This window comes from Streptococcus oralis, from assembly GCF_003942875.1.
Taxonomy (GTDB): domain Bacteria; phylum Bacillota; class Bacilli; order Lactobacillales; family Streptococcaceae; genus Streptococcus; species Streptococcus oralis_BX.
In genome coordinates, this window is sequence record NZ_RMVK01000004.1 from 109,301 (window position 1) to 125,187 (window position 15,887).

17 protein-coding genes and 1 pseudogene are annotated in these 15,887 nt (G+C 30.6%); 13 read left to right on the forward strand and 5 right to left on the reverse strand.

The genetic code is table 11. The features are described 5' to 3' along the window. The first annotated feature begins 153 nt into the window (after positions 1-153). From D8844_RS05415 to pezT, 7 genes are all read left to right on the forward strand, one after another. Positions 154-795 (forward strand): hypothetical protein, encoded by a 642-nt coding sequence (locus D8844_RS05415; RefSeq protein ID WP_000933088.1) that lies wholly within the window; start codon positions 154-156, stop codon positions 793-795. A 9-nt stretch (positions 796-804) separates the two neighbouring features. After that, positions 805-1,890 (forward strand): thioredoxin domain-containing protein, encoded by a 1,086-nt coding sequence (locus tag D8844_RS05420; RefSeq protein WP_125400030.1) that lies wholly within the window; start codon positions 805-807, stop codon positions 1,888-1,890. Between the two features lie 50 nt (positions 1,891-1,940). Continuing rightward, positions 1,941-2,174 carry a DUF5965 family protein gene (locus D8844_RS05425; protein ID WP_000152419.1) on the forward strand — a complete coding sequence of 78 codons (234 nt, stop codon included), beginning with the start codon at positions 1,941-1,943 and terminating at the stop codon, positions 2,172-2,174. Further along, positions 2,171-2,554 carry a DUF5945 family protein gene (locus D8844_RS05430; protein WP_109289493.1) on the forward strand — a complete coding sequence of 128 codons (384 nt, stop codon included), beginning with the start codon at positions 2,171-2,173 and terminating at the stop codon, positions 2,552-2,554. Before D8844_RS05425 ends, D8844_RS05430 begins: the two co-directional genes overlap by 4 nt. Before the next feature lie 37 nt (positions 2,555-2,591). Further along, entirely contained in the window at positions 2,592-2,864 is a 273-nt protein-coding gene (locus D8844_RS05435) for a hypothetical protein (protein WP_109289494.1), read from the forward strand. A gap of 67 nt (positions 2,865-2,931) precedes the next feature. After that, entirely contained in the window at positions 2,932-3,408 is a 477-nt protein-coding gene (gene pezA / locus D8844_RS05440; RefSeq protein WP_000579611.1) for a type II toxin-antitoxin system antitoxin PezA, read from the forward strand. Continuing rightward, on the forward strand, positions 3,408-4,178 hold the full coding sequence (pezT, locus tag D8844_RS05445; RefSeq protein WP_125422495.1) for a type II toxin-antitoxin system toxin PezT: 771 nt from the start codon (positions 3,408-3,410) through the stop codon (positions 4,176-4,178). Before pezA ends, pezT begins: the two co-directional genes overlap by 1 nt. Positions 4,179-4,504: 326 nt before the next feature. Here pezT and D8844_RS10605 read toward each other — a convergent pair whose 3' ends face one another. Both D8844_RS10605 and D8844_RS05450 read right to left on the reverse strand, forming a co-directional pair. Next, positions 4,505-4,699 (reverse strand): Rgg family transcriptional regulator, encoded by a 195-nt coding sequence (locus tag D8844_RS10605; RefSeq protein WP_096406730.1) that lies wholly within the window; start codon positions 4,697-4,699, stop codon positions 4,505-4,507. 104 nt (positions 4,700-4,803) lie between these two features. After that, positions 4,804-5,646 carry a helix-turn-helix domain-containing protein gene (locus tag D8844_RS05450; protein ID WP_125422498.1) on the reverse strand — a complete coding sequence of 281 codons (843 nt, stop codon included), beginning with the start codon at positions 5,644-5,646 and terminating at the stop codon, positions 4,804-4,806. A gap of 390 nt (positions 5,647-6,036) precedes the next feature. Between D8844_RS05450 and D8844_RS05455 the strand changes: the two genes are divergently transcribed. From D8844_RS05455 to D8844_RS05475, 5 genes are all read left to right on the forward strand, one after another. Beyond that, on the forward strand, positions 6,037-7,248 hold the full coding sequence (locus D8844_RS05455) for an MFS transporter (protein ID WP_109289497.1): 1,212 nt from the start codon (positions 6,037-6,039) through the stop codon (positions 7,246-7,248). Between the two features lie 167 nt (positions 7,249-7,415). Further along, positions 7,416-8,054, forward strand: a complete 639-nt coding sequence (locus D8844_RS05460; RefSeq protein WP_109289498.1) for a hypothetical protein — start codon at positions 7,416-7,418, stop codon at positions 8,052-8,054. Next, complete coding sequence (locus tag D8844_RS05465) at positions 8,036-9,373, forward strand: SagD/YcaO family ATP-dependent cyclodehydratase (protein ID WP_109289499.1); 1,338 nt, start codon at positions 8,036-8,038, stop codon at positions 9,371-9,373. The genes D8844_RS05460 and D8844_RS05465 overlap by 19 nt, the downstream gene beginning before the upstream one ends. 23 nt (positions 9,374-9,396) lie before the next feature. Next, positions 9,397-10,200 (forward strand): class I SAM-dependent methyltransferase, encoded by an 804-nt coding sequence (locus tag D8844_RS05470; RefSeq protein ID WP_165442248.1) that lies wholly within the window; start codon positions 9,397-9,399, stop codon positions 10,198-10,200. 37 nt (positions 10,201-10,237) lie between these two features. Beyond that, positions 10,238-11,068 (forward strand): hypothetical protein, encoded by an 831-nt coding sequence (locus tag D8844_RS05475; protein WP_109289501.1) that lies wholly within the window; start codon positions 10,238-10,240, stop codon positions 11,066-11,068. Positions 11,069-11,250: 182 nt separating this feature from the next. Here D8844_RS05475 and D8844_RS05480 read toward each other — a convergent pair. Both D8844_RS05480 and D8844_RS05485 read right to left on the reverse strand, forming a co-directional pair. Further along, positions 11,251-12,264: pseudogene (locus D8844_RS05480) on the reverse strand (IS630 family transposase). 247 nt (positions 12,265-12,511) lie between these two features. Beyond that, positions 12,512-13,408, reverse strand: coding sequence for a tyrosine-type recombinase/integrase (locus D8844_RS05485; protein ID WP_109289502.1), 897 nt, complete (start codon positions 13,406-13,408; stop codon positions 12,512-12,514). A gap of 88 nt (positions 13,409-13,496) precedes the next feature. On the opposite strand from D8844_RS05485, the gene D8844_RS05490 reads away from it, so the two are divergent. Next, on the forward strand, positions 13,497-14,945 hold the full coding sequence (locus D8844_RS05490) for an SIR2 family protein (RefSeq protein ID WP_125422501.1): 1,449 nt from the start codon (positions 13,497-13,499) through the stop codon (positions 14,943-14,945). Between the two features lie 127 nt (positions 14,946-15,072). Here D8844_RS05490 and D8844_RS05495 read toward each other — a convergent pair whose 3' ends face one another. Beyond that, positions 15,073-15,786 (reverse strand): toll/interleukin-1 receptor domain-containing protein, encoded by a 714-nt coding sequence (locus D8844_RS05495; RefSeq protein ID WP_125400249.1) that lies wholly within the window; start codon positions 15,784-15,786, stop codon positions 15,073-15,075. Positions 15,787-15,887: the final 101 nt, after the last annotated feature.

Consider the following 15,887-nt stretch of genomic DNA (forward strand, 5'->3'; position numbering starts at 1 on the left):
ATTATAAGCTGAAGACAGATAGTTTTGATATTTTTCTCTGAACTGTACGATTTTGCGCCTGAAATGTAGGAATCACCTTTTATTATGGTGTGATAAAACTTACAAGTCCTTTTTGTTATTCTTGACCTAGTTTTTATAGAAAGAAGGTCTAAGATGTTAAATAAAGTCAAAACTAAAGCCTTAATTAGTGTCGGAGCAGTGGCTGCAACTAGCTTTATTCTCATGATGGGATATACTGTGGGTCAACATTCTACTGCTAAACAAAGTCGCAAAGAAATCGAATTGGCTGCAGCTAAACTTGTAGAGGACAAACAAGCAGAAGATAAAGCCAGCATTTTGTCATCGGATACTGTAAAAGAATTTTTGACTCAGTACTATACGAAAGACAAGCTCGGAGAAAATAATACACGTATTCAACCTTATATGACTGAATCGGCTTATTCTCAAGAATTGTCAAGTCAAAATGATGCCATGAACCAAGTGTATAAGGATTATATTTTGGATTATCATTTTGAAAAAGCAGATATCTTTGTCAATCAGACTACGAATCAAGCCATTGCCATGGTCTCTTATAATGTAACCTATGTATCTGATTTAAAGAATGCCAACCAATCAAAGACTAATCAGACAGAAACCAGAACGGTTAAGTTGTCCTACTCTAAACTTCCTGGTAAGTTATTGGTCAACCAAGTACAGGTTTGGAAATCGGGGTTAGATGATTTGGATAAGGCCACTCCCAAAGCTTTGGAAGAATCCTCATCTGTTCCATCACTGCCAAATACTACGACAAAATGATGATGTTTTATGAATATAGAGGAATGTAAGCAAATTTCAATTCTTGATGTAACCAATCGTTTAGGTATCTCCTTTAAACAAGTTTCGAGCAGTGTCTATGAACATCCTGAACACGATTCATTTCGGATTTTTTCAACTACTAATACTTTTAAATGGTTTTCAAGAGATATTCAAGGTGATGTCATTGATTTTGTTCGACTTGTTAAGGGAATTCCCTTTAAAGATGCTTTAGCTTTTCTTTCTGAAGAACCTTTTCAAAAAGAAGCTGTTCAAGAAAATAGAGATAGACCATTTTATTATCCTTTAAAGAGAATAGAAGATTCTAACTGTAGTCTGGCCAGATATTATTTAATAGAATGTAGAGAAATCTCAGAAGAAATCGTACAAAAGATGATTCAACAAGGTTTGCTAGCACAAGCCAGTTGGAAAACAAATGAAACTGTTGAACCTGTTATTGTTTTTAAAAGTTTTGATCATCGTCACAAACTGCAGGCAGCAAGCCTACAAGGGATTTATAAGAATCCCGCTCTTTCTAGAGAGAGGTTAAAAACGATTCTAAAAGGAAGCCATGGACATATTGGAATATCCTTTGACATTGGTAAACCAAATAGACTGGTCTTTTGTGAATCGTTCATCGACTTGATGAGCTATTACGAACTGCATCAACAAAATCTATCTGATGTTCGTTTGGTATCTATGGAAGGATTAAAAAGGTCTGTTGTTGCTTATCAAACTTTACGACTGATAGCTGAAGAAAATCAGAAGTTGGAATTTTTAGATACAGTAATACCTTCAAAGTTATTGCCTTTGATCAATACCATTCGTGATACCACCAGCTATTTTGATAATCATCCTGATTTATTGACACTTGCGGTAGATTGTGATGATGCAGGTAAAGATTTTTCTGATAAGTTATCTCAATCAGGATTTCCTGTTTTACTGGATTTGCCTGATAATGAATCTGGGAAAGAAAAAATAGACTGGAATGATGTCCTTAGAGAAAAGAAATCAGATTTACAATTTATGCTTGAGACTGTAAAAGAGACATTTGGAAATCCACCAGTAAGACAAACCTCTCAATTTTTAGAATTGTGATAACAAAATCAAGATGTTTTAGATAATATTAGAATGAAGGAGGATCGTATATGACCATTATTGAACGCTTAGAAGAAAAGGTCACTAGGCAAGAAAGCAAGGTAGCAAGAGAGACAGAAAAACTCGCTGCTTACAAAGAACAACTGGAGACAGCGATGTTTGCGACGTTCAAAAGGCGTCAAAGCATTAGTCACATGAGTTTTGAAGAAGCTCTTGACCATGCATTTGGCAAAGAAAGACAATTCGATGATTCTGAATTTAGAAAGGATGAAATGAGTGAATGACAAAAGATTGGAATTTTAATCAACCATTAGAAAGTAAATCAGAAAATCAAGAAGATCCAGATAAAATTGCGGCCTTATTTGGAAATCATCAAGGGGGTAATGATGTAAATTATGAAGCAGCTTTTCAAAAGCGTAAACAAGCACCTGTGACGGAATCAAATTCTAGTTCTAAACCCAAAGTTACAGAGGTTAGAACAGGAAAAGAGACAGATATCACTACAAGTTATCAGCAACATCTTAAAAGACTTATTGCAGATAACAATAGCGATATTCAAAGTAGTCAAAAGAAAATTGAAGATCTACATACGTTGATTGACACAAAGAATAAAGAAAATAAGAAATTGCAGTCCATTTATGATGCGATTTCGGAATTACACTAAGCAGTCCTGATAGGCTGCTTTTTTTGAGAGGTTATAGATGTTTACAACATTTTTTAAGAAAAACCAAGACAATGGTGATATATTTAAGAAACTAATTCATCGACTATCTGATATGTCTGCCCAAGATCTTGAAAAAATAGATCGATTGCTAGATATCATTTTCACTCCAGATCAAGAATCAGAACAACTAAAAACAGAATCAACTTACAGAGAAGAAACTTTGGACGACACATTAAAGGAAGCTAAGAATCAACTTCATAAGGAACAATTGGAGAAGAATTTAGAGAGATTTAGGAAAAATAGTCAATAACGCACCAAAATTGGTGCGTTATGCTTTTTTATGCTATAATTGAATTATAAAAATAAAGGAGAGAGCCATGATTGGAAAGAACATAAAATCCTTACGTAAAACACATGACTTAACACAACCCGAATTTGCACGAATTATAGGAATTTCTCGAAATAGCTTGAGTCGTTATGAAAATGGAACTAGTTCAGTCTCTACGGAACTAATAGACATCATCTGCCAGAAGTTTAATGTATCTTATGTCGATATTGTAGGAGAAGATAAAATGCTCAATCCTGTTGAAGATTATGAATTGACTTTAAAAATTGAAATTGTGAAAGAAAGAGGTGCTCATCTATTATCTCGACTCTATCGTTATCAAGATAGTCAGGGAATTAGCATTGATGATGAATCTAATCCTTGGATTTTAATGAGTGACGATCTATCTGACTTGATTCATACGAATATCTATTTAGTAGAAACTTTTGATGAAATAGAGAGATATAGTGGCTATTTGGATGGAATTGAACGTATGTTAGAGATATCTGAAAAACGGATGGCAGCCTAATGGAAATCCAAGATTATACCGATAGTGAATTCAAACATGCTTTAGAGCGAAACCTTCGCTCACTGAAAAGAGGAAAAAAGTCCAGTAAGCAACCTATAGCGATTTTGCTTGGAGGGCAAAGTGGTGCCGGTAAGACTACAATTCATCGTATTAAACAGAAAGAATTTCAAGGAAATATTGTTATCATAGATGGTGATAGTTTTCGTTCTCAGCATCCACACTATTTAGAACTGCAGCGAGAATATGGCAAAGATAGCGTTGAATACAACAAAGATTTTGCGGGAAAAATGGTAGAGTCTTTAGTAAGAGAATTGAGTCATTTGGGATACAATCTTTTGATAGAGGGAACTCTACGAACAGTTGATGTTCCAAAGAAAACGGCACAACTCTTGAAAAATAAGGTATATGAAGTACAATTAGCCTTGATTGCGACAAAGCCTAAGCTGTCCTATCTGAGCACTCTTATCCGATACGAAGAACTGTGCGCTATCAATCCAAATCAAGCACGCGCAACTCCAAAAGAACATCATGATTTCATTGTATATCATCTAGTTGATAATACACGACAATTGGAAGAATTGGCTATCTTTGAAAGAATTCAAATTTATCAACGAGATAGAAGTTGTGTATATGATTCAGGAGAAGATAAAATTTCAGCAGCAAAAGTGCTACAAGAATACCTCTTCGGAAAATGGAGCAAGGTAGAGGAAGAGATGTTGAAGGTGGGAGAAGAAAGATTGGAAGATTTAACTAATCGAAATGATTGTTAGAACACAAATTTTAAAGTAAAGTCTACTGATAACTTTTGTTCATTTTTAAGGTGGTCGAAAAGTCTTTAGAATCAAAAAAGAAAAGGCGCTAGGACTGAGGAAACAGTTTTAACGCCAATCTTAAAAAAGTATAGCACAGGAAGTGATTTTTTGTGCTTTTTTACTGTCTTTTTTCAAATAAATAAAGCTGTCCAAGTCAATTTCTTCATAGGAGTTTAATTTTATTAGCTAAAAGTTATTTAATTTCAGTCATTATATTGATTTTTATCTACACTTAATAACAAACAATTAATAGTGAGTTGAGTAACTAATCTTTTATTTATTTCTTAAGTGATGAATAGATATAATCGCTCGGCCATTTCTTTTATTAATAGGAAAAATAAAGTGTACTTAGTAGTTATAGCATAATTTTTNAGTAGTATGAGTTTATAATAGCTTCCATTTTTGACTTTGAACAGATAATCCGTTAATTGAAGTATTTCATTATCTGTAAGTTGTATGCTGCTATCTAGTGTATCCATTTGTTCTATGCATCCACTCTTAAATAAAATTTTCAAAAGTCTCAAATTTTTAAAGTTTAGTTCTTTTAATGATGAATGTTCAGTAAATATAGTACTCACTTTTATTATTTATCAATAAGTGAGGAAAGATGATCCTCGTACTGTTTTTTTATTGAACTCTCGTTTAGTATATCAAAAATCTGTAATGCATCTCTCATTTTGGATATTCCAGATTGAGCTCCTTGTGCAAATTCGAGGTATCCTTGAGCATATAAGAATACAGTTTGTTCATAATAATTGAGTTCGTTATCTAGTAATCTAGATATTTCTTTGATTAAAAATCTACAATTGTTGTATTTCTTAACATCTATACTTGCAATTAAACAGTTAATAGCAAGTTGGGTTACTAATTTTTTATTTGTTTTATTTAAAGAGGAGTATATATAATTTTTCAACATTTCTTTAGTTAGTAAAAAATAAGAAGAATACTCTATGGTTCGGACACAGTTTCCTAGTAATATTATTTCGTAATAACCCCAATTTTCTATTTTGAAAAGATAATCTGTTAATTTTAATAATTCCTCGTCAGTAGGTTTATGAGAGCTATCAAGAGTATATATAATTGATTTTAACATTGTCCTATCAAAGTCTGTTAAATCGCTATTACAATATAGTGTATTCTTGAGTGATATAACACGATGTAGGGTATAATCTTCACGAATATGTTTTATAAGATTCATAAAGTTTTCACATTTTCCAAAATCGTTATTATGGATTATAAAAAATTCTTCTAATGATATATTAAGTTTATCAAGAATATTTATTAACCTAGCACAAGATATCTCAGATTCCCCTCTCTCAAATCTAGAAATTTGTGATTTTGATAAATGTTCATCAGCGACAGAACTAATGCTAATTTGTTTTCCTTTACGAATTTTTCGAAGGGTTTTTCCTAAATTGAATTTCATATATTCCCACTTTCACAACAAAAACGATAATTTCTTTTCTTTATTGTACAATATAGAAAAGAAAAAAGGAGAAATAAGATGCTGAAGATTTCAAAATTTACTAAGTATTTACTAATACCGCTTTTATTTTTGGATATCATAATTATTGTAGGTGGATAGAGTGCTTAGGTGTACACTTAAGTCTTTGGGATTCCCCAAAGACTTACTACTACTAAAAATATAAAATGCACAATTAATTTTTAAGATATCTTAATGAAGTAACACGATGTAGGAGGGGGTGATACCAATGTATTATAGATAAGACGTTGCATGTTAACTATTAATTTAAAGAGTATTTAGTAAAATATTATGATTTTTCTAAACTAAATGAATATTTGAAAAAGGATAGTTGTGAGAACAGAAATAAAAAGTAATAAACTTAGTAAGTCATTTTTAAAGTTTCTAACAGCCCAAGTATTTATTATTCTTGCTGGAATATTGTTAGATATGGTTTTAATTCTCTTTGTATATCAAATGAGTCAATCGCTATTTGATACAAGTATGATTCTAGTTGTTGGATCTATTTCACGAATATTAGGAAGTATTCTACTTTCAAATATTTTTGACAAGATTTCAGCAAAGTGGATTATGCTAGGAGCATTGATAGCCAAAGTTTTTATTATTATACTACTCATATGTACTTATAGATATATATATATTGTGTTAATATCAAAATTTTTATTGAGTTTATTAGATAGTGCTATTTCTCCTGCGCAAGGTGTATTGCTTGCAGATATAATTAAAGAGGATAGAATTCGTTTAAATGGTATTTTCTATACTGTCATTCAAGTATTTCAAACTGCTACTTGGACATTTGGAATACCTTTTGTTCTATTCCTTAATCCTTTTGCGGCATTTTGTGTGATTATTTTGATGATTACTATATCCTTGTGGCTCTTGAAGAAAATAGATACAAAAGATAGAGTGCAAACGAATTTACTCCCTTATTTTGAGAGATTGAAGCAGGGATGGTATGATTTGTTCCATATTACTGAATTGTGGAATATAACCATTATGGACACATGTGAATCAATTGCTAATGTGATTTGGACGCAAACTTTTCTATTATTTTTCACGACGAGTTTTTTGAACTTATCAGAGGAATGGTGGGGATTTCAAGGAGCTGCTTACTTTGTAGGTTCGATTGTAGGAGGAATTATAAGCATTAGATACTCTAAGTATATTTCTCAGTTTGGGGGAAAAGTTATCTTTTTTTCATCACTTGTGGTTGCTATTTTTACAGGTATATACGCTTTTAATAAAGTAGCTTTCTTGGCTCTTGTTATTAACTTTTTCATTGGAATTCCGTATCAAATTAGAGATTTGGTGCAACAATCATTAATACAAGAGAAGTCCCCTACTTATTCGATAGGACGTGTTTTTTCTCTAAGGCAATTAATATTAACGATTACTTCATCTGGCTCTTTGGCAATATTTAGCTATTTAAGTAGTCGGATTGGTATACAGGCTGTTTACCTGATTGCAACTATTATATACGCTATCGTAACTATTTGGATATTATTAAATAGAAAAATCATTAAATTTAAAATTGAGGAGCAATGAATATGAACGAATCAGAAAAAATTATTTTTGAAGAACTTGAAGAAGTTGTTATGTCCTATGTAGCAAATTGTCATCACGCTGCTGCATATTACGAAGCTGATTAGTCTAGAGGAGCAGTACTCATGTAAACTTGAGTGCTGCTTTTTGGAGTGGAAAGGAGGACTAAAGTGTATTTAAAAAGTACTGTCCATGTTTTACCTTATGATGGAAGAACGTTGATATGGGATAGAAAAACAGATAAAAAGGTTATTATTCATTTGAATTTTGAAGATTTTTATAATCAATTATGTAAAGGTATATCAGATAATTTATTTGATATATTAAAAAATAGTCAATTTATTGATCTTTCTAATTCATTTGTAACTAAAAATTTTAGCACCCCGACGTACATTTGTAAATGCAAATATTTTGATATATACTCATTAAATACATTATTAGAGAATGAAGGAAAGATTAGAATACTAAATACACTTGATAATTATATATTAATTAGTCCAGTTTTGTATTCTAAGGATGAAATAGATAATTACGTGATAAGAGTATTATCATCTTCCAAATTTTATAAATATTATATAGAAATGATGCAAAATCAACGAAAATATCCTCAGTTAATGTCGGAAACTATATTTGAATCTAGTGAATATAGAAAATTATTTATTGATTTTATTGAATTGGCTGAATCAAGAGAGACTATGGCCGGAAAGATTGATATTCGAACTGATGAGATGAGTTTTGTACAGTATACACCTCTTCCAGTTGTAAAAGAAAAAATAAAAGAGGAGTGGAAATGGCTATTTTTGATGTAGTAGATGAGGTTTTTGGTTTAGTGAAACATGTATATAAAGTGGAGAATAGGCATGGGGAACCGTCTTCCATGTTTGCGTATACATGTTTACTTAATGATGTATCAAGGTTGTTGAATTGGCCGATGGATAAAATTAGTACAGGTTATAGCTTCGATGAGGATAAGGCTATTAAGTCTGCTATAGGAGAAGGGGTTGAAAGATATTGTGGAAATTATGTTCCCGACGATTTATTGAAGGCAAGTGTAGTTGAAATGTTAGAAAGAGGTTATAATTTTTTAAATCCAAAGGAATTTTTACAATTTACCAAAGAGCAATTGGAGAAAATAAATACTTATTTCGGGGTAGATGAATCAGTTTTAGTAGAGTGGGTTCCAATGATAAACCTAGTAAAAGATGAGAACTGTTATCTACCTGCAGATGTAGTATATGTTGATTATCGTAGTTATCAAAAAAATAAAAAAGTTAAAGGGAATAGATTACCCATACTATTTTCAGGATTGTCTGCAGGTTCAACTGTTAATTATGCCATAATAAATAGTTTGTTAGAAATTATTGAAAGAGATGCGACGATGCTTTGGTGGATAGGAAGAAAGCCAGCAAAAGAGTTAATAATAGATTCCAAAGACAGATTGAGCGAGGTAATAAATGAATCGGAAACAAAAGGAATTGCTCTTAAGTTTTTACTATTATCTACTGAATTTTCAGTGTATACAGTAGCCTGTGTGTTGAACGATTATGAGAATAAATTTGTCACAGTTGGTTTTTCTTGTCATTTTAATATTAAACAGGCCAGTGAAAAGGCCTTGATGGAAGCATATCAATTACGTATGTTTAGTTTTAATTTATCCGATCCAAAAGGATTTATCTGGAAAGAAAACTACCAAGATATGTTTGGTGTCAAAGATTTTCAAAGAGATAGAAATTATACTAAAGTGTATAATAAAGACTATTCTGATATGATAAGTTTACTCCAAAATACACAATTCTTTTTGGATACGGTTGCTTATGGTGAGGTTATGAGTTTTTTTAATACAACATCTTACCAAAATATTAGTGAGTACTTAGATATAAATAGTTCTTTAACAGAAAGCGAACAACAAAAATTCTTGATTAAAGAATTTAGAGATAAAAAAATTGATGTCTTTATGGCAAATATTACAACGTCTGATATAGAAGTAGCAGGCATGAGCGTCGTTCGATGTATAGCTCCTAAAATGTTAGCTAATATGCCTACAGCTTTTCCTCTGTTAGGAAATAAGAGATTACAACAAACTTTAGGTAATAAGTTACCAAATTTATTTCCATTACCTCATAGCTAAAATGGATAAGGAGGCATTATATTTTGGATAATAGTATTACTTTTAAAGATTGGAAATACGCATTACATGACGCTAGATATGGATTCGTACAACAATTTGCACAATATCATCCACAAAATGTACTTATTTTAGCTTGTGGAGTAGGATTAGAAGCATTTATATTATCTAGTACTGTCGATTCGCCTTGCAAAATAGTTGGAATTGATATTGATAAAAAGTCAATAGCGTATGCAAAAGAAAAGTTAAATCAATTACAATATTCAAATATTACTTTCAAAGTAGAGGATATTAATCGTTTTTTTTCAACTAATACAGAGAAATTTGATGCGGTAATGATAATGTTTGCTATTCATTTTTTTGAGAGAAAAAAAATATTGGAAAATGTTTCACAAATACTGGAACCAGATGGAATTTTTGGAGTTTGTGAATGGGAACCAAATGATAGTCTATTAAATATAAAACATATAAATGAGATTATTAATAGATACGCAAGTGAGGGTAAGGTACTGGAAAAAGCCAAACAGTTCTTCAACATGAAAAATAAATATTTATATGAAAAAGATATTCAGAATAGTATTGTAGAATGTACATTGCAACGTGTTTCTCATAAATCAAAGAAATATTCTATACGCTATTCTAATTTACAATCTTATTGGAATTTTCAGAAAAATAATGAATTATTTAAACGATTAAAACAAGATATGTTACCTAACAACTATTTACAAATGATAGAAGAAATAGAGAGTTATGTAGCTTTAGCTGATGAATCAGAAGTAGTATTTATTGCAAAAGTCGGAAATTCGTTTTATAAAAATCAAATACTATAATTTATCAGAGTGAACATTGAATGGAGATTGTATAAAAATGGAATATGGAATTATGTTACCTACTTTGGATAGGAATTTTAATATAGATGATGAGCTGGATCGCCTCAATCAGCTAAAGAATATCAATGAGTTAAGGATTTGGTTTAGAGATTTACCGGCAACTCAGAAAATAGATAGCGATGAAGGCATAGCCATGGACCCCCTGTTAGCTATTCAGTATGTATTATCTAAATATGGATTTTTAAAATTAGGTATTGGAGTTCTAAATACTTCTTTTAGAAACATTATGTTAACTATTAGAGAATTAATAACTTTGGGCAACTTAGTTAATACAGAAAATTTAATTATAGGAGTTGGTAGTGGAGAGAAAGAGTTATTGTTTAAAGATTCAAATATTTCATGGAGTGAAAAGAGTTTAAACTTTGAATTTTGGTTGACTGAATATAATCATCATTTCAATAATTTGGAACAGAATGGACGTATCAATCTAAAGAATCATTACTATTCTATGGGCGCTTTAAAACAGATTCCTAGATTAGCTGTAGCTACAAAAAATATTGACATGGTTAATAAATTTGACAAATTGATTGATAGTAATATTATTTGGTTAAGTAATTTAGAGGATATTTCTAAGCTGAAACAAAAAATAAAGAACAAGAAACTAATTATGTTTTTACCTATTAGTATTAATAATGCAGTGAAGAAAATAGAAATTATTCAGTTTGAAGATAGAGATATCTTAGTTATGACAGAGGAAATTCTGAAATTGTATCTAAGAGAATTGGAAAAATTTGGAGTAAATGAGGTAATTTTTTCTATTATTCCTGGATCAAATTTAAACTTTTTGGATAATTTATATAAGTTTTAAAAATGTTATGACTAGAAAAGTAAATTTATCTAAGTATTGCTATCGGACATTTCAAATCAAGTATATATCTTGTAGAAAGTGATTCTTCATGGATAAAGTAGTTGAGAAAGTAGAGTGAGGGGGATTGCCACAGGGAACATACTAATACCAATTATTTTCAAAAAGCGTTTTAAAATCCACTGTCAGCAGACAATGGATTTTAAAACGCTTTTTTCGAGTCCTTGAATAACTTCTTGAAGTTTATCAATGACGGCTTCCAATGTTTGGAAATCTTTATTTTTAAAACCTCGTTTTCGAATTTCTTTCCAGACTTGTTCAATAGGGTTCATTTCTGGTGTATAAGGTGGGATAAAAGCCAACTCAATATTACTTGGAATCTCTAAGGTACTTGATTTATACCATATAGCATTATCCATTACAAGTAAAATATAGTCATCTGGATAAGCTTGTGATACTTGCCATAAAAATTCATTCGTCCACTCAGTATTACATCCTCCAGCAATAAGGAAGAAGGAATCTCCTGTATGAGCATTTATCGCTCCATAACAATAGCTATATTCTCGCATATAATGACTATGAATGCTAGGTCGGACTCCTTTAGGAGCCCAACAAGAACTCATCTTACTGATTCTCACGAAACCAGCTTCATCTTGATACATCAAACGTACTTTGTTATAAGATCCCTCCTCTTTAAAGCGCTTACTTAAGGTATCGAATGTAGATTTTATTTTTAGACGTCTCAATTGTCTGAGCGTCTGCCTTCTTGGGATGTTCAGGTCGAGGAGTGACTGTTCGCTAACCATGGCGTTTCAGAAGATAATAGAAACCATCACGTGTGGAAATACGACCAATCTCTTTTTGATAGGCTTCAAATAACTGATTGACAGTTACAAATTCCCCAGCCTGAGCATCTTCTATATGGCGTTTTAGAAATGCTTTCTCTTCTTCATAAGTCATATATTCGCGATGGCGACAGCCACGGGTCTCTTGAAGAAGAGCATCCAAACCAAACTCCTTATATTTTTCAAATTCCTCCAAACAGTTGTTTTATTGCAATCTAGCAGATTCATGATTTCCTTATAACTCTTTTCTTTTGAGCGAAAATAAAAAATCTGTAGTCGTTTGTGATATTTGGCGTACGATGAATCTCTTAGGAATTGTTCAATTTTTTGTATTTCCTCGTTTGTAAGTTTCATAACTACTATAATATCTTTTTTGATTTTAGGCTAGTATGAGTTTTTCCTCATCTATATTTAAGGATACTTGAAAGTTATATTTTAGAAAAACAATTATGGAGTTCTTAATACGGAATATAGTATAAATGCTGATTCAAAGTGGAGTTTTGTATGCTTTTTGCTTTTGTTGAGTATAAAATCTATTAACTAAAGTCGAACTACAAACATTAATTTAAGATGAAGTAAACTGTAACCTTCGAAATGTCTCTTACTCGATTTCAGAATGAATCACTGACATAGGATTGAAAGAACTAAGTATTTCTTTTTGTTTTGAATGAGATACGTGAGTATAGATTTGTGTGATTGATATAGAACTGTGTCCAAGAATTTGTTGAATATATCGAATATCTACATCATTATCTAGAAGCATTGTTGCAAAGCTATGTCTAAACATATGTGGTGTAATAGTTTTAGATAAGCTATTTTGTTCAACGATTCTCTTTAAAATTAAACGTACACTTTGCTCTGACAATGGTTTAGGCGAATGTTTCCCTGGGAACAAGAAATCATTGGATTCATTTCTTGTTTTATTTATATATGTTTCTAATAAATTGAATGTTTTTTGATCTCCTAAAAATAGGATACGTTCTTTCTTACCTTTTCCTATAATATGGAGTGTCTTATTGGACAGATTAATGTCTTTGAGATGAATGTGGCAAAGTTCAGAAATTCTGATGCCTGTTGAAAGTAAAAGTGAAATAATTAGTAGATTTCTTTCAGCGTGTTGTTTTTGATAGTCAGTTTTAGATACAATTACTTTCCGTTCTAAGTATATAAAAATGCTTTTCAGAATATCATACGGAATTGTTTTAGGCAATACTTTTTCAGTTCTAAATTGAAAGCGCAATTGATTGAAGGGATTCTCTTCAATTATGTTCTGGTATTTTAGATAGTTATAAAACACCTTCATACAAGCAATTTTTCTTCTTAATGTATTCGTTTTTATGTTAGATCGTGTCAACTCTTCGATATAGGATTCGACATTATCATAGTCTGAGTTATAAAATTGCATAAGATCATTCTTATAAGCACGAATCGTGTGTGAACTCAAACGCTTATGAGTTTTGCAATAATCTAAGTAAGTAGAAATAAGTTTATAATCCATAAAAATCTCCTTTATCAATAATCATGCTATTATAAACCTATTTGAGTGCATTGTATAGTGATAATAAATAGTTATCGGTAGGAGAGAGATGAAAAAACTAAAAAAACAATTTATTTCTGATTTTAGTGCGGCAATGTTAGAAAATAATGCAGCAATTTTTGCTGGTGCAGGACTTTCTGTTCCCTCAGGTTATGTAAACTGGAAAGAATTATTACGGCAATTTTCTGATTCGATTGGACTAAATATTGATAAAGAGTATGATTTAATTTCAGTTGCACAATATTACAAAAATTCTGCACAATCAAAAAATCAGATTTCACAAAAATTAATACAAGAATTTACAAAAGACTCTAAAGATAATAATTTGCTAACACTGTTAACGAGCATGCCTATTGAAACTTTTTGGACAACTAATTATGACCACTTAATTGAAGATAATTTGAAGAAAGCTGGAAAACGTGTAGACATCAAGATTGATAATAATGATTTGTCAATTACCCCTCCAAATATTGATGCGACTGTCTATAAATTTCATGGAGATATTTCTAGACCCTATGAGGCAATATTGACTCGTGATGATTACGAGAGTTTTGATAAGAGTCACAAACTTTTTATTCAAACACTTCGCGGAGATCTGATTAGTAAAACATTTGTATTTGTAGGATATAGTTTAAATGATCCAGATATTCAGCAAATTCTAAGCAAAATTAGATTATTAATAGGAGAAAATATTAGGATGCACTATTGTTTTAGGAAAAATTTGACCATTGATATGTTTGAAAATTCCCAAGACCCTGAAAGTGAATTAGAATACGGAAAGATAAAACAAGAGCACGAAATAAATGATTTAAAAAGATATGGTATTCATACTATTTTGATTGAAGATTATAATGAGATTGATGAACTATTTAATCAATCTTATAAGTTATGTTTAACTAATAGTGTATTTATTGCTGGAAGTTGTAGAAATTATGGAGAATGGGATGAAGATAGTGCTACTGAGTTCCTATATCTTTTAGGATATAAATTAATTGCTAATGAAATTATAGTAGGTAACGGTAATATAGAAGGTGTAGGACCACAGGTGATTAATGGCGTAATGACCGCTATTAATGATAAAAATCTTGATATTTCGAAATATCTAAAAATTAAAACTCTCCCATTAATTAAAGGTAGCGATAAACATATTGATAGTTCGGCAAAGAAAAGATTCCAAGATAATATGATATCAGAAGCAGGTATAGTTATATTTGTCTTTGGAAATCAATACTATGACGGAACTTTATCTAACTCCAAGGGAGTACTAGAAGATTTTGACAGGGCTATAAAGCAAAATAGATTTATTATTCCCGTAGGTTCAACTGGTTGGAGCTCTTTAGAAGTATACCAAACACTTTTATCTGAAATTGATAAATATTCTTATCTCACTCCTTTTCTAGATAAGCTACTGATAGAAAAAGATCCTGAAATTTTATCTCAAACTATTATTGATTGCATTAAGCACATCAGAGATGCTTACATCATGGATAAACTTTAATAATAAATCAGTATATAAAGGCTTTTTAATTTAATAAAAACAGAAGACTCACCATTTAATTTCAATTCGGTGAATCTCTGTTTTTTAGTTTTATATGTTTAATGTTCTCTAAGGCTATTTTGAACATTTATAGAAACGTCTTAATATATATCTCTTGGATGATTTCCAATATTTTAAAATGGTACTCCCCTTGGAAATCTTTCCTAAATAAACGTTCTTTTAATAGTCTAGTTATTGCGATACAAAACAAGATTTCATGTGATAGTTTAAAATTCCCCAACCGTTTTTGTTTTCTCAAATATTGAGAGAAGTTATCTAGGATAAAAATAGCATCAATACTATTTACAGTAGTATGTCGAATTTGTTCTAATAAAAAATTACCAACATAACTGTCAATTGAAAAATTAGAAATATTTTTGCAAATAATATTGTTCAAATGCAGCAATATAAAGCGATCTACGATATAATCAGTTTCTTTTAACGATGATACCGTTAATAAATTATAATTTTTTAAGAAAGTATATTCATTAGGAATATCTTCTTTTTTTATTTTATACAATATTGGAAAAAAAGGAATCCTTTTCTGCACAGCATAATCTAGCTCTTTTATACACCATGCTTTGTTAAAGAATGTTTCATCGAATATAAAAATAATTCCATAATAATCAGCACTTTTATCGAGTACAGTATATAGATTATCAATTATTTCATCTCCAATGTTAATTTCAAATTTGTCAATCCAGGTTTTTAATCCTATTTCATTTAACGTATTATTCAGATTATTTACAAATTCGTAGTAAATATCTCTTGAATAACTCATGAAATATTGAAATTCTCTCACATCTCTCTCCTACCGATAACTATTTATTATCACTAGTATACCATAAATTCATCTTAAGTATTTTGATTTGTATAATGATTTTTTTAGTTAAAATTAGATGA